We start from the raw sequence: 18,200 nt of genomic DNA, 5'->3' as shown, positions 1-18,200 counted from the left end.
CGGAGCTCGTGTAGAGTGGAACGATGGGAAGGATCGTCGACACCCGATGCCCCCGCTGCGGCGCCCCGCTGCCGATCCAGCCGGGGATGGACGCGGTCGCCTGCCAGTACTGCGGCGCGCGCTCGCTGATCGACCGCGGCAGGAAGCCGACCACCGCGCCGATCCCGCAGGGAATGCACGTCGTCCGGGTCACCCCGCCGTCCGGCAACGCCGCCGCGGTCACCGTGACGGCGGCCGTCGCCGGCATGGTCGTGGCCGGCGCGGTCGCCGGCGTCGTCGCGTTCGGCGCGTCGGGGGGATCCAGCGCAGGGGCTCGGCCGCTCCTCGGCGCGGGGCCCAGGCTGTACTTCAGCGACCGGCCGATGGTCGCTGACGTGAACGGCGACGGCGCGCCGGACGTGATCGGCAAGAGCAGCGTCCCCGCCGGCGAGGCGTGGATCGCGGCCTATGACGGGCGCGACGGGAAGCCGATCTGGAGGACGGCGGCCCTCGCCAAGGACGCGACAACGCACGAGGCGCGGCGCGCGGTGGTCCTCGGTCGGGTGATCTCGGTCGACGCGCTGGGCAAGGCGCAGGCCTACGATCTGCGCACCGGGACGCCGTCGTGGTCGGTGCCGCTCGGGGAGAAGGCGAGGCGGGTGTGCCAGGGGAGCGGCGTGATCGTCGTCGAGACGGTCGACGACGCGAAGCACGGGCTGGATCCGGCGAGCGGGACGAAGCGCGCGCTCGCGAAGGACGCGGCTTGCACGCCGGTCCCGAGCTCGAACAAGGACGAGGCGCCCGGCTATCAGCTCGTCGGCCGGGCCGATTTCGACGAGCTCGGGCTGCCCAGGTCGCACGAGATCGAGGTCATGTCGGTGGACAGCGCGCTCATCACGAGCGGGCCCGGGCCGCGGTTCCTGCTCGGCAGCCGCAGCAAGGGCAGCCGGGTCGGCATGGTGGCCGCGGTGGACAAGAAGAAGGTCCTCTGGGCGACGGTGGTGCCCGGCGTCGACCCGCTCACCACGAGCACCTCGGGGGTCGACGAGGCGGCCTACCAGGGGGGGCTCCTGGTCGTCCCGTACGACATGAAGGATCACGGCGAAGGGACGCGCCTCGCCTGCTTCGACGGGGGCACCGGCGCGCGGCTCTGGGACGTGCAGATCCACAAGAAGTCGCAGGTCCTGCTCGGGATCTCGACGTCGGCGAACGACGTCTTCTACGCCACGTGGACGGCGCTCTACGTGTTCTCGCTGAAGACGGGGAAGCTCAGGTACATGGTCGGGACCGAGTTCTGAGCGCCGCGTGGCGCCTCACGGATCGGCGACCTTCAGGAGCTGCTTGCCCATGTTGGCGCTGGTGAACAGGCGGTTGAGCGTCGCCGGCGCCTTCTCGATGCCCTCCTGGACGTCAACGCGGTTCTTGATCTTGCCCGAGCTCACCCAGGCGCCGAGCTCGGAGACCGCCTCGCCCAGGCGGTTGAAGTAATCGCTGACGATGAACCCCTCCATCCGGCCGCGCCGGACGAGCAGGTTCAGGTAGTTCCTTGGGCCGGCCGGCAGCTCGGACGCGTTGTAGTCGCCGATCGCGCCGCAGAGGACGACCCGCCCGCGCATCGCGAGCTCGGCGAGCGCGGCGTCCAGGATCGCGCCGCCCACGTTGTCGAAGTAGACGTCGATGGCGGAAGGGCAGAGCTCGTGGAGCCGGGCCGCGACGTCGTCGGACCGGTAGTCGATCGCGGCGTCGAAGCCGAGCTCACGTGTCAGCCACGCGCACTTCTCCGGGCCGCCCGCGATGCCGATCGCGCGGCAGCCCTTGAGCTTCGCGATCTGACCCACCATCATCCCGGTCGCGCCCGCCGCGCCCGAGACGACCACCGTCTCCCCCTGCTGGACGCGGCCGATGTCGAGCAGACCGAAGTAGGCAGTCAGGCCGGTCACGCCGAAGACGCTGAGCGCGAGCTCGGGCGAGATGCCGGGCGGCAGCTTCGTCGCCGGGATCACGGCGGCATTGCCGGACGCCAGCACCGCGTAGTCCTGCCAGCCGAGCATGCCCTGTACGAGGTCGCCCGGGGCAAACCCAGGGCTGTTCGAGCGCACGACCTTGCCGACACCGAAGGCGCGGACGACATCGCCGATCGGGACCGCCGGCATGTACGAGTCGCGGTCGAGCCAGATCCGCTGTGTGGGATCGACCGACAGGTACAGCGTGCGGACGAGGATCTCGCCATCCGCCTTCGGCTCGGGGACGGGCTCCTCGCCGAACGTGAAATCGCTGTCCTTGAGCATGCCGACGGGGCGAGAGGCCAGGCGCCAGCACCGATTCACGTCGCTCTTCATGATGTCTTCTCCTCGGAGGGCGACGACGCTACCAGCGCGTCATGAGCAGGGCAACCGACCGAGCCGGTAGGCGAGCGCGCCGACCCATGCTACGGTCGCCCGCGACGCCTCACCCGCGTCGCTCATGACCACCCCTCGCTGAATCCGTCGCTCCGTCACTCGGCCGTTCGAGGTGAGCCGTCCACCGCGTGCACCGCGCCTGTCGCTGCGTGCGCCGCGCGCGATCGTGGGCGATCGGCTCCCGGCGCGCAGGCCGTGACGAGCAGCGAGGGCGGCGACGGCAGCGATCGCGACGACCGCGGCGCGCTGAAGGGGCGTCTCCCGAGGCCGCCGGAGCGCCGGGCCGGAGGGCTCGCGGCGCGGTCGGTCCGGCTCGCCGTCGCCATGTGATCCGGGCGCGAACAGGGCAGGTTTCGAAGGAGGATTCGTATGAGAAAGATCGTCTATGACGTCGCGGTTTCGCTCGACCATTTCATCTCGCACGAGGACGGCTCGGTCGACGGTTTCCTGATGGAAGGTGAGCACGCCGCGGAGTACGTCGAGCGCCTCAAGGGCTACGACACCGTGCTGATGGGGAGAAAGACATACGAGTGGGGCTATGATCATGGCCTCGCCCCGGGGAAGCGAGCCTACGCGCACATGGACCACTACATCTTCTCGAAGACCCTGCGCTTCGACGAGGGCGCGGAGGTCCACGTCGTCGATCGCGACGAGCTCGCGGCGCTGGAGCGGCTCAGGGAGCGCGACGGTACGGACATCTATCTCTGCGGGGGCGGCGCCTTCGCCGGCTTCCTCCTGGACCACGGGCTCGTCGACCGGCTCGTCGTCAAGCTGAATCCCATCCTCCTCGGCCATGGAGTCCGGCTCTTCGGCGGCAGCACCAGGAAGGTCGCCCTGGCCCTCCTGGAATCGAAGGCGTACACGAACGGCGTGGTCCTCCTGACGTATGACGTGAGACATGGGGGCGCGGCGTGACGGACTGCCCCCGGCGATCCGCGGGCCGAGCTCGACCCGTCATGATGCGACTCGACCCCACCGCGGCGTCCTCGTCGGGCGGGGTCTGAGTCCGGCGCTCCGGCAGGGCCCCGTGATGACGCCGCCGTGGTCGCGGCGTCATCACGCCATGATCGAGCGGCCCTGTCCGCTCGGATGCTGGCGCCGGCAGGCGCGCCGCTCCGGGCTTATCTCCACAGGTGGTCTGATGTGGCTGCCGCACGTGTAGCGGCGCCAGCGTCGTTGTTCGCCGGGCGCGCTGAGCTCCTGACGAAAGATTCACGTGTCCAGACTGTTGAGAAGCTCCTCTGTCCAGGATAACGTCGTGCGTGTGGGGCTGGCGCCGAGGAGCTCGGGCACGGTGCGCGCCGCCACGGTGAACGGCGGCTGCGGTGCGCGGCCCCGCGAGGCTTATCGAAGGAGGGGCTGGAATGAGAACAGTTCATTCACTGGCGGTGTACGGGCTCTTTGCCGGCGCATTCGCCATGACGGGTTGTGGTGGCGATGACACCTCCGGCAGCGGCGGCGCCGGCGGGAGCTCCTCCAGCTCCAGCACGTCGTCGGGCGTGACGAGCGGGACCGGGAGCTCGACCAGCACGGGGTCTGGCAGCGGCTCGGGCGGAGGCACCGTCGACCCGGGCGAGCAGTGCCCTGGTTGCGCGCGGCTCTCCATACCGTTCACGAGCGCGGGCCAGTTGACGCAGTACTTCATCGAGTTCGCCGAGCCGGTCGACCTGACGGGCGCCACCGTCACCTTCCGCGTGAGGAACCACGCCGGCACCAACGGCAACGTCGAGCCGTTCGTGCAAAACGGGGGCGAGCTGATGTGGGCGAACATCGGATTTACACGGAATCCGGTCGCCGACCTCGACGAGTGGACGGACCTCACGATCGATGTCGATGCCTTGGCCGCGACGTCTGCCAACTTCAACCGCACCGTGGTGAAGTTCGTCGGCGTTCAGGTCACGGCGGGCGACGTGGGGCCCTGGACCAACCCGACCGTGGTCTACGTCGACTCCATCACCGTCACGAGGCCCGCCGGCGCGAGCGGTGCTCGCAATGCCGGAGGCACGAACGGCAATTTCGGCGCCGGCGGCGCCGGCGGTGCCGGGGGCACGAGCGGTGAAGGCGGCGCGAGCGGCACCGGCGGCGCGGGCGGTGAAGGCGCGGCGAGCGGCACCGGCGGCGCAGGCGGTGAAGGCGCGGCGAGCGGCACCGGCGGCGCAGGCGGCGAAGCCGGCGCGAGCGGCACCGGCGGCGCGGGCGGCGAAGGCGCGGCGAGCGGCACCGGCGGCGCGGGCGGCGAAGGCGCGGCGAGCGGCACCGGCGGCGCGGGCGGCGAGGGCGGCGCGAGCGGCACCGGCGGCGCGGGCGGCGAAGGCGCGGCGAGCGGCACCGGCGGCGCGGGCGGCGAGGGCGGCGGCCCCGGCCAAGACGTGACTCACGTGGTCGGGCCGTTCGAGTTCACGAACAGCGTGGAGCCGATGGTGATCAACATCTTCTACATGCCCGTGGCAGGCTCGACGTTGCTCCATATCGCCGAGTGAACCCGGGCGCGCGAGGATGCTGCGCCCGGGCTCGCGTGGACCCGGGATCGCGTAGACTCGCGCGCCCTCGTCATGTCCTCGGCCAAGCAGAACCCCTGGCTCATCTGCGCCTACTACGGCGTGCATTCGGCGATGTTCCCGACGGCGATCTTCCCGCTGTTCTGGACCAGGGACATCGGGATGAGCGTGGCGACGATGATGAGCGTTCAGGCGTTCTTCAGCCTGAGCATCGCGCTCTTCGAGTTCCCCTCCGGCTACATCGCCGATCGCCTCGGCCATCGCCGCGCGCTCGTGCTCGGCAGCGGCGCCATCGTGATCGGGTGGCTGCTCTACGCGCTCGCGCGCGGGCTGTGGTCGGTGCTGGCGGCGGAGCTCGTGCTCGGCGTGGGGTTCTCCCTCATCTCGGGGGCGGACGCCGCCCTGCTCTACGACTCGCTGCGCGAGGAGGGCAGGGAGCACGAGTTCGCCCGCTGGTACGGCCGCATGCGCTCCGCGGCGCAGATCTCCTCGGGGGCCGCCGCGCTGCTCGCGGGCTTCCTCTACGCGCGCTGGTCCCGCCTGCCGTTCGTGATGGAGCTCGTGTGCTGGGCGGTCGCGCTCGGCATCGCCCTGCGGTTCGGCGAGACCCGGCGCGCGCAGCCGCGGGTCGAGGACCACCTCGGCCGCATGCGCGCGATCGTGCGCGATTCGCTCGTCAGGCGCGCCGACCTGCGCGCGGTGATGCTGCTCGGCGTGGCGTTCGCGCTCGCGGCGTACCTGCCGACGTGGCTCATGGCGCTGTACGCGACCGAGGCCGGCGCCGAGGTCGCGTGGATCGGCCCCATGTGGGCCGTCGCGAGCTTCACCACCGCGCTGGGCGCCATGGTGAGCGAGCGCGCGGGCCGCCGCCTCGGCATGACGGGGACGCTGCTCGCGTGCCTCGCCCTGGTGGCGGCCGGGTACCTCGGCCTCGCGCTCTCCCATCACGCGCTCGGGTTCGCGTTCTATTTCCTGCTCACGTTCGTGCGCGGGCTGCACATGCCGCTGCTCCACCACGAGGAGCAGCGGCTCGCGCCCGACGACGATCGCGCGAGCTGCGTCTCGCTGCGCAGCTTCCTGTTCCGCATCGCCTTCGTGCTGCTCGGCCCCGTCGTGGGCATGGGCGTCGACCGTTACGGGCACCGCCCCGTGCTGTGGGTCGCGGGCGCGCTCATGGTGGCGCTCACGCTCGTCGCGCTCGCCCTGTTCCGCGCCCGCGCGGCGCCGCCGTCATGCCCGGTGAACAGCGCATGACCGGCGCCGCTCCACGCCAGGAGACCGGCCGCGCCTCAGGCTGATCTCGACATCTGCCGGTCCATCAGGCGCCTCATCTCCTGGGCCGCTTGGACAACCTCCCTGGCTCATCGCGCTGCGCCGCGCCGGGGACCACGTGCGTCGGCCGCCGGCGCGACCGCATCGCCCGCCGCGGGGCGGAGTGCTACGGCGTCCGCGATGAAGAAGGTTGCGCGAGAGAAGGTTGCGCGAGAGGAAGAGGCGGACCGGATCCTCGAGCTCGTCGGCCAGTCCTGGGACGCCATGCACGGCATCCTGGAGCGGCAGTTCGCCGTCCTCCATAACCGTGCCCAGGTGCTGATCGGCCTTTGCGGCATCGTCATCACCACGACCGGCTTCTCGGGCCGCCTCATCGCCGGCACCAGCCGCGCCGCGCAGGGGCTGATCATCGCCGGGGTCGCGATCGTGCTGCTCGCCGCCACGCTGATCGTCTGGGGCGTGCAGCATATCCGCTGGCTCACCCAGCAGCCGGGCGGCGACACGCGCGAATGGCTCCTCGTCTCGCTCGCGTACCGGGACCGCAAGACCACGATCTACCGCGTCGCCATCGCGTTCCTGCTGGTGGGCCTGTCGTTCTACGTCATCGCGATCGCCATGATGCTGCTCGACCCCACCGCGGCCCCGTCGTCCGGCGGCCGCTGAGCTCGGGAGCGCGACCGAGGCCCGGGGGGCGCTGCGCCGCGCGCCGGTCGGCGCGTTCTCCGCGGCGCTCGCGGCGCAGGGGGCGCGCCGCGAGGGACCGCGCCGGAGCAGCCTGTCGAGCGATCGCTCGCCTGAGGCGAAATGCGCCACGCGTGCGCGCCGCGGCGGCGCAATGGGCGCAGGAAGCGCGGCGCGGCGCGCGATTCCCGGTGAGGTGGAGCCGGCACGCTGCGTGCTTTGACTCGATAGGACCCAGACCACGGACACGACGGAACAGCCGCGAGCCGCCCCTGCGAGGCGGGAGGCTTCGGGCTCTGCGAGGGTGATTGCCATGCACGACACCGCGTTTGAACCTTTCGAGAACGACCATCAGGCGCGCCGCTGGCGCGATGAGCCGCTGCCCGCGGGCGTCCCCCCGCACGCCTCCGGCCTGGCCAAGGCCGCCGCGGGGGCCCTCGCGGGGGCCGCGGCGGGCGCGGCGGTGGGCGCGATCGCCGGCCCGCCCGGGGTCGTCGCCGGCTCGGTGATCGGCACGCTCGTCGGGACGGTCGCCGAGGTCGTCGTCTCGCGCGATCGGCAGCGGGAGGCGCAGCGGGACGCGGCGCTCGACGAGGAGATCGGCGTGGTCGGCGGGGACATCGGCGCGGCGCCGCCCGGCCAGCCCGCCGCGGAGCGCGGCGCCTTCTCCGCGCCGGTCGCGGGCGCCGCGGGGGCGGTCGACGCCGGGTTCGGCCCGGCCGGCGGTCCGCTGCAGAACGTCGAGCAGGCCTGAGCGCCGCTCGTCCGCGCGGCGCCGGTCGATCTGCGAGCCGCGCCGCGCCGCGCCGCCCTCGAGGCCGGACTCCTGACCTGTCGTTCTGCGCCGGTGTTCCGGCGCACCTTCCGCGCTCGCGAAGAGGCCGACGATCGATGATCGCCCGGCGCGCGGAGCGCCCCTTCCCGGTTCGGAAACATCCACCTGCGCCGTTGAGAAAATTCCGGCTTCGGGATAACGTCGCGCACGCGCGGCGGGTTCAGAGCGAGCTCGGGTACGGCGAGAGCAGACACAGCGAACGGCGATCTCAGCCGCGCGGCCCGCGTGAGACAGATTAGAGAGAGGGTGCGATGAGATCAGGTCTTTCTTTGGCGATGTGTGGATTGCTGTTCGGCGCGTTCGCCATGGCGGGTTGCGGCGATGACGACGGCGGCGGGGCCGGCGGCGCCGGCGGGGCCGGCGGGAGCACCTCCTCCAGCTCCAGCACGTCGGCGAGCTCGACGAGCTCCAGCAGCTCGGCCAGCTCGGGGTCCGGCGGCGAGGGCGGCGAAGGCGGTGAGGGGGGTGTGGCCGAAGGCGGCGGTGGCGCGGGCGGCGCGGCCGAGGGCGGCGGTGGCGCGGGCGGCGCGCCGGACATCGGTCCCGGCCCCGAGGAGAGCTGCTCGGGTTGCGCCCGACTGGCCGTGCCCCTCACCGCGGCCAGCACCGGGACGCTGTTCCAGTTCGACTATCCGGACCTCATCGACCTGACCGGCGCGATCGTCACGTTCCGCATCAAGGCTCACGCCGCCACCGGCGGTGGCGTGCAGACGTACGTGCAGAACGGCGGTGCGCAGAACTGGGCGGGCGTCCCCTGGGCGTGGACGAACTTCAGCGACCTCGGCGAGTGGACGGAGCTCACCATCGACGTCGATGAAGCCGCTGCGGCGAACGCGACGTTCGACAAGGCCGCGGTGAGGCGCATCGGCCTCAAGGTCGATGCAGGCACCGAGGGGCCCTGGGCCAACCCGACCGTGGTCTACATCGACTCGATCACCGTCACGCGCTCCGGCGGCACGAGCGGTGAGGGCGGCGCCGGCGGCACGACCGGCGAGGGCGGCGCCGGCGGCACGACCGGCGAGGGCGGCGCAAGCAGCACGACCGGTGAGGGCGGCGCAAGCAGCACGGCGGGCGCCGGCGGCGCCGGCGGCACGAGCGGCGAGGGCGGCGCAAGCAGCACGGCGGGCGCTGGCGGCGCCGGCGGCACGGCCGGCGAAGGCGGCGCCGGTGGCACGACCGGCGAGGGCGGCGCCAGCAGCACGACGGGCGTCGGCGGCGCCGGTGGCGCCGGCGGCACGAGCGGCGAGGGCGGCGCCGGTGGCGCGAGCGGCGAGGTGGTTCATGTGGTCGGTCCGTTCGAGTTCACGAGCGACCTGCAGGGATTGCTGCTCGGTGACTACATGACCGTGCCGGGATCCAGGGTGGATTACCTCGGCGAGTGAACCAGGACGGCCCGCGGCGCTCGCCCTCGCGCTGCTGCGCGGGGCGAGCGCCCGGCCCGCCTTCACGATCCTCTCGGGCGCGTTCCAGCGCGATCCACTTCCCCAGTTTCACCTGATGTGACTGCGCGCCTGCTCTCGGTGCTGGCCGCGGCGTCGCCTTGCGATCCGCCGGACCGGCGCGCGTCGGCGCCTACCGGATCGGGGGCGGCGCGAACAGGAGCCCTCCGAACAGGAGACAGGCGACGATCAGCGTCCCGACCAGACGGCCCCCCTGCGCGGCGGCGATGGCGAGCGCCGGGGGGGCCGCCATCCATGATGACGAGGCCTGTCTTGATGTAGAACTCGGTCGGAACCGCCTCGCGCAGCCAGTCAAGGTCCGCATGATCCGAACTGTCCACACGACCCGCTACGTCACGCCGCTCCGTGAGGGCGGCTCACTCCCGGCGATCGTCGAGGCGGACGACGAAGGGCTCTATGTCGTGAAGTTCCGCGGCGCCGGCCAGGGGCCGAAGGCGCTCATCGCGGAGCTCGTCGCCGGGGAGATCGGGCGCGCGCTCGGCCTGCCCGTGCCGGAGATCGTCTTCATGGAGCTCGACCCGGAGTTCGGGCGCGCCGAGCCGGACCCGGAGCTCTCTCACCTGCTCTCGGCGAGCGCCGGCCTGAACCTCGCGCTCGACTACCTGCCCGGGTCGTCCGCGTTCCAGCCGCTCGCCGGCGCCGAGCTCGACCCGGCGCTCGCGTCGGCCGTCGTCTGGTTCGACGCCCTCGTGAGCAACGTCGACAGGACGCCCAAGAACCCGAACCTGCTCCTGTGGCACCGCCGCCTCTGGCTCATCGACCACGGCGCGGCGCTCTATGTCCACCACGCCTGGACCGACGCGACCGACCCGCTCGCCGACGCGCCCGATCGGTTCCCCCTCATCAAGAGCCACGTGCTGCTCCCGTTCGCCCGCGACATCGCCGCGGTCGACGCCGCCCTCGGCGCCCGGCTCACGCCCGAGCGGATCGCGGCGATCGTCGCCGCGATCCCGGACGCGTGGCTGGTCGAGCCGGAGCCGCCGACCCGGCCGATCAGCGAGCGGGCTTCGGCGTTTCACGGCCTCGATGAGGGCGAGGCGCCGCCGCCCTCCGCCGCGCCGAGCGCCGAGGCGCGGCGCGCGAAGTACGCCGCGTACCTCACCCACCGCCTCGCGTCGCCGCGGGGCTTCGTCGAGGAGGCGCTCGATGCCCGCACCCGGCGCTAGCCCTCCGCGCGCGCGCGGCGCCGCCGACGCCTTCGACTACGCCGTGCTGCGCGTCGTCCCGCGCGTGGAGCGCGGCGAGCGCGTCAACGTCGGGGTGGTCCTCTTCTGCCGCGCGCGGGGGTTCCTCGAGGCGCGGACCGAGCTCGACGAGCGGCGCCTGCTCGCCCTGTGGCCCGCCCTCGACCTCGAGGCGGTCCGCGGCCACCTCGACTTCGTCCGCCGCGTCTGCGCGGGCGACGCGGCGTGCGGCTACGTCGCCGGCCTCCCCCAGGCCGAGCGCTTCGGCTGGGTGGTCTCCCCGGCCAGCACCATCGTCCAGCCCTCGCGCGTCCACGCCGGCCTCTGCGCCGACCCGGCCGCGGCGCTCGACAGGCTGCTCGCGGCGCTGGTGCTGCCGGACTGAGCGGCCCGGCTGAGCGGCGGCCGCGCTCAGTGGTCGTCCTTGTCGCGGCCCAGCGCCTTCTTCACCGCGGTCACGACCCCCAGCAGCACCGCGCCGGCCACGACGCCGACCACGGCGTCGGCCAGCGACGGCACCATCGCGCCGAGCACGGGGCCGGCGCCCTCGGTCATGCCCTCGATGTGGTGGTGCAGCACCGGCACGCCGTGCGTGAGGATGCCGCCGCCGACGAGGAACATCGCCGCCGTGCCGGCGACCGACAGGGCCTTCATCAGCCAGGGCGCCGTCTTCAGGATGCCGCGGCCGAGCGACTGCTGCCCCGGGTTGCTCTGGCGGCTCAGGTAGAGGCCGGCGTCGTCGAGCTTGACGATGCCGGCGACCAGCCCGTAGACGCCGAAGGTCATGATCAGGGCGATGCCGGTCAGCACGGCGACCTGCGTGCCGAACGGCGAGGCCGCCACGGTGCCCAGCGTGATCGCGATGATCTCGGCCGACAGGATGAAGTCGGTGCGCACCGCGCCCTTGATCTTGTCCCTCTCGAACTCCACGAGATCGATCTTCGGATCGGTGATCGCCTGCACCAGCTCGGCGCGGCGGGCCTCGTCCTCGTGCTCGGTGTGCAGCAGCTTGTGGGCGATCTTCTCGAACCCCTCGTAACAGAGGAAGGCGCCGCCGAGCATCAGCAGGGGGGTGATGGCCACAGGCACGACGGCGCTGATCGCCAGCGCCGCCGGGACCAGGATGGCCTTGTTGATCAGCGAGCCCTTGGCCACGGCCAGCACGACCGGCAGCTCGCGGTCGGCGGTGACGCCGGTCACCTGCTGGGCGTTCAGCGCCAGGTCGTCGCCCAGAACGCCGGCGGTCTTCTTGGCGGCCACCTTGGTCAGCACGGCCACGTCGTCCAGCACGGTGGCGATATCGTCGATCAGGGCGAGCAGGCTGCTTCCGGCCATGGAGTGAGGTCCTCGTCGAAGGGATGGGGTGGATGGCGTCGCGGCGTCGCCCCTGGCGGCCGCCGCGGCCCGCATGGTAGCGGGCGCCGGCCGTCGCCGGGTCGAAGATCCTGGACGTTCACGTCGACCGTCGAGGCTAGCACGCACGGCTCGGCGGGGGCGTCGCCGCGTTGGCGCGCGATCGCATGGCGCGCGGCGCGCGATCACATGGCGCGCGGCGCGCGATCACATGGCGCGCGCCGCGCGGCGCTCTCTCTCGCTCCGGATCGGGGATGCCCGCGGCCGGCCGGCTGCGGGCGACGGCCCGACGACCGCGGCCTGCGGCGTCGTCGGCGTGGGCCGGGCGACGCGGCCCGCCCGCGCGCGCCCTGACGGCCGATTGGACACTGTCCAATGGGTTGGCGCGTGATCCGACAGAATGGACACCCCGGCTTACCTTGATCGCATCAGGAGGTCGAAGGAGGCCACATGAGGATAGGCATATTGCTCGGCAGCACGAGGAGCGGAAGGCAGTCGCACAAGGTCGCGCGTCACCTGGAGAGGGAGCTGCAAAAGAGGAGCGTCGCCACGGACCTGATCGATCTGGCCGAGAGCCCGCTGCCGATCCTGGACGAGCGCGCCGGCCGTCACCCGCAGCTCCAGGCGAGGGTCCAGGGCCTGAGCGCGCGGCTCCACGAGGCAGATGGGCTGGTGTTCGTGACGCCGGAGTACCACGGGAGCTTCTCCGGCGTGCTGAAGAACGCCCTGGACTACTTCTGGGAGGAGTTCGACAAGAAGCCGATCGGCGTGGCCGCGGTCTCGGCCGGGAAGCTGGGGGGCATCAACGCGTCGACCCAGCTCCAGCACGTGATCCTGAGCCTGGGGGCCTTCCCGCTGCCCATCAAGCTGCTCGTCCCGGAGGTGCATGACGCGTTCGACGAGTCGCTCCAGGTGAAGGGCGAGCAGATCGAGAAGTCGACCACGAGGTTCCTGGACGATTACCTGTGGTTCGCCCGCGCGATCGTCGACGCGAAGCGCGCCGCGTCCGAGCGGGCGGCGTAGCGACGGAGGCGCCGCCGCCGGGAGACCGGCTGGACCGACCGCGCCCGCGCGGCGCCGCTCAGGCGCTCTCCTCGATGCCCGACGGCTCTTCCAGCCCCGGCGGCTCTTCCAGGCTGATGCGCCCGAGCCGGCCGGCGCGGAAGTCGTGGACCAGGATGTCCGACGCCTTGTGCAGATCCACCGAGCCGCCGCTGCGCAGGCAGCCGCGGCGGCGGCCGATCTCCTCGATCAGCGCGGCGGCCGTGGTCGGGAGATCCGTCAGCTTGTAGCGGGCGGCGAGGAGCTCCGGATAGCGCCGCAGGAAGTACCCCGCCGCGAAGTGGGCGACGCTCTGGTAATCGATCGCCGTATCGGGGATCGCCCCGCCCACGGCCAGGCGGAACGAGGCCGCCTCGTCGTCGATCTTGGGCCAGAGGATCCCCGGGTTGTCGGAGATGGCCATGCCGCTCTTCAGGGTGACGAGCTGCTGGCTCTTCGTGACCGCGGGCTCGTCGCCGACCTTGGCCACCTTGCGCTCCATGAGCGTGTTGATCAGCGTCGATTTACCGACGTTCGGGATCCCCACGATCATGGCCCGCACCACCTTGCCAGGGCCGTTCTTGGGGGGCGCGAGGCGCTTGCAGAGCTCCGGGATCCGGCGCCGGGCCTCGGACGACTGGTTGGCGGAGATCGCGATCGCGAGCACCTGGCCGCCGGCGGGCGCGCCCCCGGACGGCGCCGGGTGCTCCGCCTCGAGGTGACGGAGCCACGCCTTCGTGACGGCCGGGTCCGCGAGATCGCTCTTGTTCAGCACCTTGATGCACGGCTTCTGGCCGCGCAGCTCGGCCACGACGGGGTTCTCGCTGGCCCGCGGCATGCGGGCGTCGAGCACCTCGATGATGACGTCCTGCGACGGCATCGACTCGGCGATCGCGCGCCGAGCCTTGGTCATGTGGCCTGGATACCATTGAATCGACATCGATCGCCTGTCGCAGCTCTACCACGCGCCGAGGCTCAGGCGCACCCGTCCGGTCCGCAGGCCGCGCCCTCGGCGAGCGCCTGCTCGGGCCCGGCGGCCGCCTCGTCCCACGCCCGCTGGAGCACGCCGAGGAGGGCCTCCGCCGGCTGCGCGCCGGAGACGCCGTACCGCCCGCCGACCGCGAAGAAGGGGACGCCCGTGACGCCGATCGCGCGCGCCTCGGCCTCGTCGGCCCGCACCTCGCGCGCGAAGGCGTCGCTCGCGAGCGACGCGCGGACCTCGGCCGGGTCGAGCCCCGCCTCGCCGGCGAGGCGCGCGAGCACCTCCGGGTCGCCGATGGCCTCGCCCTCGGTCATGTACGCCCGGAGCAGCCGCTCCTTCACGGCGTCCTGCACGCCGCGCTCGGCCGCGAGGTGCAGCACGCGGTGCGCGTCGAAGGTGTTGCCGGGCCGGACCTTCTCGAAATGAAACTCGAGCCCGTCCGCCGCGGCCACCTCGGTCATCTGCCGGATCATGCCCTCGGCCCTGGCGACCGAGGTGCCGTACTTCCTGGCGAGCCGCTCGGCATAGGAGACCTCGGCGTCGAGGACGCGCTTCGCCGCGGGCTCCAGCTCGAACGCGCGCCAGACGACCTCGACCGCATCCCGGTGCGCGAACCTGGCGAGCGCGGCCTCGAGCCGGCGCTTGCCCACGTAGCACCACGGGCACGCGATGTCGGACCAGACCTCGATACGGAGCTCCTGCATGGCGGCCATGGTAGGTCGCCGCGGCGCCCCCGGCCAGGCGCGTTCGGCGCCTGCTGACCCGATGAGCGCACCCGGCGAGAGCGCGAATTCAGCTGTTCCACGGGTCAGGTCTCCGCCCGTCGTTCGCCTGCGATGCCGGCCGCGCCCTGCCGCGCCTCATCGCGGCGCGAGCGTCGCTGCCACCCTGTCCTCGATACCGGCCCAGGACGCCGGCCGATCCGCCGCCACGTAGGCCTTGAGGAGCACGTCCCGGTCCTCGAGCGCGACGACGTAGGTCACCAGCTCTACCCCGTTCTCGTGCTTGTGCCGGACGCTCAGCGCCGGCCTTCCGCCCAGCGTGAGGCGTGTCGCCCGGCCCTTCGTGACGGCGGCCTCCGTCGGCTCCTCGTCGAGCGCCTTGCGCCCCTGCTCGAGGTGCGCGTCGATCTGATCGGGCGTCATCCCGTCCGGGCGCGGGAGCACGGCGAGCTGGAACATCATCGGCGTCTCGGGCAACCGCCCGTAGCTGTGGAGGCGGAGGCCGTCCACCTCGTCCACGGACGTGGTCCTCGCGAGCGTCTCCGGCAGGTCCAGCGCGACGCCGATGTCCGCGATCGCGGTGCGCTCCAGCGCCGGCGGCGCGCCGAGCTCCCAGGGGCGGCCGGCGGCGAGCGCCGCCACCACGGACAGCGCCATCGCCGCGCCCATGAGGGCGGCCGCGGCCGTGAGGAGGGGTCGCGGCCTCGGCTCGGCGTCGGTGGGACGTTCGCGGGGCGCGCGCTGCTCGACCGGCGTGAGGCCCCGGGGCAGGACCGTGACGACGAGCGCGAAGCCGACGACGCCGCCGCCGAGGTGCGCGAGCAGGTCGATGCCGGGCTGGAGGCTGTACACGAGGTTGAGCCCGAGCGGCCACCAGGCGCGGCTGCGCATCTGCGCGATCATCGCGGGGGGCAGGAGCCCGTGGGGCCGGAGCGCGATGCCGATGCCGGCCGTCATGAGGCCCCAGATCGCGCCCGAGGCGCCCACGCCCCACCGGCCCTCCGCGAACGCGCTGGCGCTCGCGCTCGCGATCGACCCGCCGAGCGCCGAGGCCCCGTAGAGCAGGAGGAAGCGCCGCGGGCCGAGGAGCGCCTCGAGCATCGGGCCGAGCGACCAGAGCGCCACCATGTTGACGAGGAGGTGCACCACGTCCGCGTGCAGGAAGGCCGAGGCGAGGAGCCGGTAGACCTCCCCGCGGCGCACCGCCTCACCGCTGTTCGCGCCCATGCGCCACAGCGCCAGCTCGTGCGTGCCGGGGCCGAAGGCGTAGCTCACGGCGAGGAGCGCGGCGCACGCGATCATGATGGCCACGGTGACGCGGCGGGTGCCGGTCAGGCGGTCGACGATCGCGCGCTCCTGCTGCGCGAGCGCCCGCCCTTCGGCGAGCGCCCGGTCGAGCGCCTCGGGGCCGAGCGGGCCCACCTCGGCGAGGCGCGCGCAGGCCTCCTCGAGGGCCGGCAGGGCCTGCCCCTTGACGCGCGCGAGCGCGCCCGCGGCGTCGACGTGGTGGAAGCCCATCCGCACGGGCTGGATGAGCGGCGCCGCCCTGGCGAGCGCGGCCCGGCCCGCGGCGGCGTCGCCGCCCACCACGACGAAGTGCGTCGGCGGCCCCCCGGGGCGCGTCGCCTTCACCAGGGGCTCGATCCGGGCGCGGATCTGATCGGCCGAGGCGCCGTCCGCCGCCGTGACGAGCACGATCCGGAGGGGCGCCGCGCGCCCGACGAGCTCCGAGACGCCCGCGTCGCAGCCGAGGAGCACGAGGTCGCCCCGCCCGACCAGCGCGGCGAGCAGGCGGCCGTGCCGATCCGGCGTCTCGTCCCCGGGCCCACGTTCCATGTGCGGAAGCTCCACCAAGCTGTCGTCTCCTCCTGCAGCGGGCGGCCGCGCCGCGCGCGCGGCCCTGCGGCGGTCGCGCCGCGAGCCTAGCCGAAAGGCCGCGCGGGCAGGATCGCGAAGCGCGCCCGGCGCGGCGCGCCGGACGCCTCGGGGCCCTCGATCTCAGCGCGAGGACGCGGAGACCGCCTGCGTCGCGTCCGGCGCCGTCGCGCGGCGGAGCGCCTCCGTGACGCCTGGCAGCTCCCGGAGCCAGTCGCGCTTCGGGCTGTTGCGCATCATCCAGGCGACGGCATCGTTCACGGTGCTGAAGACCTCGTAGCGCAGCCGCGAGCGGCTCAGCAGGATGAACTCGATGGCCACGTTGCGCACGAGCGACGCCTTGAAGCCGTGGCCCTCGAACACCAGCGCCGCGTACATCCCGTGGGCCGCGAGCTCCCTGGAGAGCTCGGCCAGCGAGAGCCGGGCCTCCTTTCCGACCGGGATCATGTTCTCCTCGAGGATGACCAGCGTCGCCTGCAGCCCGCCCCCGTGCTCGCGCAGGACGCTGCGGACGCCGCGCACCGCCGCCGGCGTCGTGTGCCGGTGCCAGATCTGGAAGAGGACGCCCTTCCACGTGGCCACGCAGTGATCGTCATCCACCGCGTGGAGGATCGGCTCCGTCGCCCCGCTGTTGCCCTGGCCGCGGTACAGCGCCGCGCTCGCGGGGGGCGCTGGGTAGGCGGACTCCGGCCGCGCGCGCTCCGGATCCCCGGGCCGCCTGTCTACAGCGCGGGTGTCGTCCTGCGCCGCCGGTCGGCCCGCGCCGTCGAGGGGGTGAGCGCCCGCCGCCGCGCCGGCGAGGGGGGCAGCGTCCGCCGCCGCGCGATCGTCGTCGCCCTGAAAGCACGAGACCGTGACGGTCTTGCTGTGGGCGTGGCTCGGCGGCGGCGTCTGCTCCGCGCCCGTGCCGCCGAAGGAGGCTCCCGGTTGCGGGGGCCCGCTGCGGCGGCGCGCCTCCGCGGCGCCGGGCGCGGGCGGCCCGGCCGGGGGCGCGAGCGCGGCGGTGTCGAGGAGGCGCTCGAGGGCGGGCCACATCGTGGACGCGCTGGTGAACCGGGCGAACGGGTCGCGCGCGACGCAGCGGGCGAACCACGCGTCGAACCCCGCGAGGAGCGGCGGGAGCCCGAGGTCAGCTGCGCGCCGGCTCGCGGCGGGGATGGGGTCGAGCACGATCTCCCGGAGCAGCGCCGGTAGCCCGCGGCCTTCCCAGAAGACCTCGCCCGTGAGGACGAAGAACGCGAGGAGCCCATAGGCCCAGACGTCGCTCTGGGGGAGCGCCGCGGGGCTCATGCCCGCCTGCTCGGGGGCCATCCAGAGGGGCGTGCCGACGGCGCCCGTCATGGAGTCGCGCGCCTGGTCGATGATCTTGGCGATGCCGAAATCGAGGAGCTTGACCCGCGGCGGGGCGCCGTCGCCGGCGTCTTCGAGGAAGACGTTCTCGGGCTTGAGATCGCGGTGGACGATGCCCGCGTTGTGCGCGGCCTCCAGGGCGCGCCCGAGCTGATCGAGGACGCGGCGCGCCTCGGCGATCGGGAGCGGGCCTCTCCGCGCGACGCAGGCCGAGAGGGTCTCGCCGTGGAGGAGCTCCATCGCGAGGTAGGGCAGGCTCGACGCCGGGTCGACCCCGGCGATGAGCACGTCGACGATGTGCGGCGACCCGATGAGCCCTGGGGCCAGCGCCTCTTGCTCGAAGCGGCGGCGCTGCTCGGGGTCGCCGGCGCGCATCGGGTGCATGACCTTCACGGCGCGCTGGCGCGCGGTGCTGCGCTGGCGGCAGAGATAGACGCTGCCCATCCCGCCCGAGCCGAGCGGACGCACGACCTCGAAATCGCCGCCGATGATGCTGCCAGCGTGCAGGCCGTAAGGTGAGTCCATGGCGCAGGCCGAAGAGATCGCGTAGCGGAGCTCTCCGCGCGCGT

General features: G+C 73.1%; 18 protein-coding genes. 11 read left to right on the top strand and 7 right to left on the bottom strand.

Annotated elements, in window-relative coordinates; translation table 11 throughout:
* Positions 1 to 23 precede the first annotated feature (23 nt).
* Positions 24 to 1,277, top strand: a complete 1,254-nt coding sequence (locus WME76_RS45260) for an outer membrane protein assembly factor BamB family protein (RefSeq protein ID WP_437962423.1) — start codon at positions 24 to 26, stop codon at positions 1,275 to 1,277.
* Positions 1,278 to 1,292: 15 nt separating this feature from the next.
* Here WME76_RS45260 and WME76_RS45255 read toward each other — a convergent pair whose 3' ends face one another.
* The gene (locus WME76_RS45255; protein WP_437962422.1) at positions 1,293 to 2,318 is read right to left on the bottom strand and encodes an NADP-dependent oxidoreductase; all 1,026 of its coding nucleotides are present in this window, start codon (positions 2,316 to 2,318) and stop codon (positions 1,293 to 1,295) included.
* Between the two features lie 255 nt (positions 2,319 to 2,573).
* Between WME76_RS45255 and WME76_RS45250 the strand changes: the two genes are divergently transcribed.
* Positions 2,574 to 2,708, top strand: coding sequence for a hypothetical protein (locus tag WME76_RS45250; RefSeq protein ID WP_437962421.1), 135 nt, complete (start codon positions 2,574 to 2,576; stop codon positions 2,706 to 2,708).
* Positions 2,709 to 2,747: 39 nt separating this feature from the next.
* A complete protein-coding gene (locus WME76_RS45245; RefSeq protein ID WP_437962420.1) occupies positions 2,748 to 3,293 on the top strand; it encodes a dihydrofolate reductase family protein in 546 nt (181 codons plus the stop codon).
* 460 nt (positions 3,294 to 3,753) lie between these two features.
* Here WME76_RS45245 and WME76_RS45240 read toward each other — a convergent pair whose 3' ends face one another.
* The gene (locus tag WME76_RS45240) at positions 3,754 to 4,023 is read right to left on the bottom strand and encodes a hypothetical protein (RefSeq protein WP_437962419.1); all 270 of its coding nucleotides are present in this window, start codon (positions 4,021 to 4,023) and stop codon (positions 3,754 to 3,756) included.
* Here WME76_RS45240 and WME76_RS45235 point away from each other — a divergent pair.
* The 7 genes from WME76_RS45235 (at position 4,007) to WME76_RS45205 (ending at position 10,693) form a co-directional block, all read left to right on the top strand.
* On the top strand, positions 4,007 to 4,858 hold the full coding sequence (locus tag WME76_RS45235) for a hypothetical protein (RefSeq protein WP_437962418.1): 852 nt from the start codon (positions 4,007 to 4,009) through the stop codon (positions 4,856 to 4,858). The two genes, WME76_RS45240 and WME76_RS45235, sit on opposite strands and share 17 nt — an antisense overlap.
* A 72-nt stretch (positions 4,859 to 4,930) precedes the next feature.
* Positions 4,931 to 6,130: an MFS transporter gene (locus WME76_RS45230; RefSeq protein ID WP_437962417.1), complete on the top strand. Its 1,200-nt coding sequence runs from the start codon at positions 4,931 to 4,933 to the stop codon at positions 6,128 to 6,130.
* A gap of 198 nt (positions 6,131 to 6,328) precedes the next feature.
* Entirely contained in the window at positions 6,329 to 6,811 is a 483-nt protein-coding gene (locus WME76_RS45225; protein WP_437962416.1) for a hypothetical protein, read from the top strand.
* A gap of 331 nt (positions 6,812 to 7,142) precedes the next feature.
* On the top strand, positions 7,143 to 7,583 hold the full coding sequence (locus tag WME76_RS45220; RefSeq protein ID WP_437962415.1) for a hypothetical protein: 441 nt from the start codon (positions 7,143 to 7,145) through the stop codon (positions 7,581 to 7,583).
* Positions 7,584 to 7,939: 356 nt separating this feature from the next.
* The gene (locus tag WME76_RS45215) at positions 7,940 to 9,046 is read left to right on the top strand and encodes a hypothetical protein (protein WP_437962414.1); all 1,107 of its coding nucleotides are present in this window, start codon (positions 7,940 to 7,942) and stop codon (positions 9,044 to 9,046) included.
* A gap of 380 nt (positions 9,047 to 9,426) precedes the next feature.
* Positions 9,427 to 10,290, top strand: coding sequence for a HipA family kinase (locus tag WME76_RS45210; protein ID WP_437962413.1), 864 nt, complete (start codon positions 9,427 to 9,429; stop codon positions 10,288 to 10,290).
* Positions 10,271 to 10,693 carry a DUF3037 domain-containing protein gene (locus tag WME76_RS45205; protein WP_437962412.1) on the top strand — a complete coding sequence of 141 codons (423 nt, stop codon included), beginning with the start codon at positions 10,271 to 10,273 and terminating at the stop codon, positions 10,691 to 10,693. Before WME76_RS45210 ends, WME76_RS45205 begins: the two co-directional genes overlap by 20 nt.
* A 26-nt stretch (positions 10,694 to 10,719) precedes the next feature.
* Here the strand turns inward: WME76_RS45205 and WME76_RS45200 are convergent, their stop codons facing one another.
* The gene (locus WME76_RS45200; protein ID WP_437963023.1) at positions 10,720 to 11,643 is read right to left on the bottom strand and encodes a DUF808 domain-containing protein; all 924 of its coding nucleotides are present in this window, start codon (positions 11,641 to 11,643) and stop codon (positions 10,720 to 10,722) included.
* Positions 11,644 to 12,111: 468 nt separating this feature from the next.
* On the opposite strand from WME76_RS45200, the gene WME76_RS45195 reads away from it, so the two are divergent.
* Complete coding sequence (locus WME76_RS45195) at positions 12,112 to 12,684, top strand: NADPH-dependent FMN reductase (protein ID WP_437962411.1); 573 nt, start codon at positions 12,112 to 12,114, stop codon at positions 12,682 to 12,684.
* 58 nt (positions 12,685 to 12,742) lie between these two features.
* On the opposite strand, the gene ylqF is transcribed toward WME76_RS45195, so the two are convergent.
* The 4 genes from ylqF to WME76_RS45175 all read right to left on the bottom strand — a co-directional run bounded on the left by ylqF (position 12,743) and on the right by WME76_RS45175 (position 18,156).
* Positions 12,743 to 13,642 (bottom strand): ribosome biogenesis GTPase YlqF, encoded by a 900-nt coding sequence (gene ylqF, locus WME76_RS45190; RefSeq protein WP_437962410.1) that lies wholly within the window; start codon positions 13,640 to 13,642, stop codon positions 12,743 to 12,745.
* Positions 13,643 to 13,677: 35 nt separating this feature from the next.
* Entirely contained in the window at positions 13,678 to 14,388 is a 711-nt protein-coding gene (locus WME76_RS45185; protein ID WP_437962409.1) for a DsbA family oxidoreductase, read from the bottom strand.
* Between the two features lie 156 nt (positions 14,389 to 14,544).
* Complete coding sequence (locus WME76_RS45180) at positions 14,545 to 16,242, bottom strand: rhomboid family intramembrane serine protease (RefSeq protein ID WP_437962408.1); 1,698 nt, start codon at positions 16,240 to 16,242, stop codon at positions 14,545 to 14,547.
* Between the two features lie 162 nt (positions 16,243 to 16,404).
* Positions 16,405 to 18,156: a serine/threonine-protein kinase gene (locus WME76_RS45175; protein WP_437962407.1), complete on the bottom strand. Its 1,752-nt coding sequence runs from the start codon at positions 18,154 to 18,156 to the stop codon at positions 16,405 to 16,407.
* Positions 18,157 to 18,200 lie beyond the last annotated feature (44 nt).

The organism is Sorangium sp. So ce119, from assembly GCF_051524405.1.
In the GTDB taxonomy this organism is placed as follows: Bacteria; Myxococcota_A; Polyangia; order Polyangiales; family Polyangiaceae; genus Sorangium; species Sorangium cellulosum_G.
The sequence above is the reverse complement of the archived record's forward strand: the minus strand, read 5'-3'. Positions and strand labels throughout refer to the sequence as shown.

Bases quoted from the DNA above. Each gene is read 5' to 3' on its own strand.
- WME76_RS45260 (WP_437962423.1), top strand. From the start codon at position 24: ATGGGAAGGATCGTCGACACCCGATGCCCCCGCTGCGGCGCCCCGCTG.
- WME76_RS45255 (WP_437962422.1), bottom strand. From the start codon at position 2,318: ATGAAGAGCGACGTGAATCGGTGCTGGCGCCTGGCCTCTCGCCCCGTC.
- WME76_RS45245 (WP_437962420.1), top strand. From the start codon at position 2,748: ATGAGAAAGATCGTCTATGACGTCGCGGTTTCGCTCGACCATTTCATC.
- WME76_RS45240 (WP_437962419.1), bottom strand. From the start codon at position 4,023: ATGAAGTACTGCGTCAACTGGCCCGCGCTCGTGAACGGTATGGAGAGC.
- WME76_RS45230 (WP_437962417.1), top strand. From the start codon at position 4,931: ATGTCCTCGGCCAAGCAGAACCCCTGGCTCATCTGCGCCTACTACGGC.
- WME76_RS45225 (WP_437962416.1), top strand. From the start codon at position 6,329: ATGAAGAAGGTTGCGCGAGAGAAGGTTGCGCGAGAGGAAGAGGCGGAC.
- WME76_RS45220 (WP_437962415.1), top strand. From the start codon at position 7,143: ATGCACGACACCGCGTTTGAACCTTTCGAGAACGACCATCAGGCGCGC.
- WME76_RS45215 (WP_437962414.1), top strand. From the start codon at position 7,940: ATGTGTGGATTGCTGTTCGGCGCGTTCGCCATGGCGGGTTGCGGCGAT.
- WME76_RS45210 (WP_437962413.1), top strand. From the start codon at position 9,427: ATGATCCGAACTGTCCACACGACCCGCTACGTCACGCCGCTCCGTGAG.
- WME76_RS45205 (WP_437962412.1), top strand. From the start codon at position 10,271: ATGCCCGCACCCGGCGCTAGCCCTCCGCGCGCGCGCGGCGCCGCCGAC.
- WME76_RS45200 (WP_437963023.1), bottom strand. From the start codon at position 11,643: ATGGCCGGAAGCAGCCTGCTCGCCCTGATCGACGATATCGCCACCGTG.
- WME76_RS45195 (WP_437962411.1), top strand. From the start codon at position 12,112: ATGAGGATAGGCATATTGCTCGGCAGCACGAGGAGCGGAAGGCAGTCG.
- ylqF (WP_437962410.1), bottom strand. From the start codon at position 13,642: ATGTCGATTCAATGGTATCCAGGCCACATGACCAAGGCTCGGCGCGCG.
- WME76_RS45185 (WP_437962409.1), bottom strand. From the start codon at position 14,388: ATGCAGGAGCTCCGTATCGAGGTCTGGTCCGACATCGCGTGCCCGTGG.
- WME76_RS45180 (WP_437962408.1), bottom strand. From the start codon at position 16,242: ATGGAACGTGGGCCCGGGGACGAGACGCCGGATCGGCACGGCCGCCTG.
- WME76_RS45175 (WP_437962407.1), bottom strand. From the start codon at position 18,156: ATGGACTCACCTTACGGCCTGCACGCTGGCAGCATCATCGGCGGCGAT.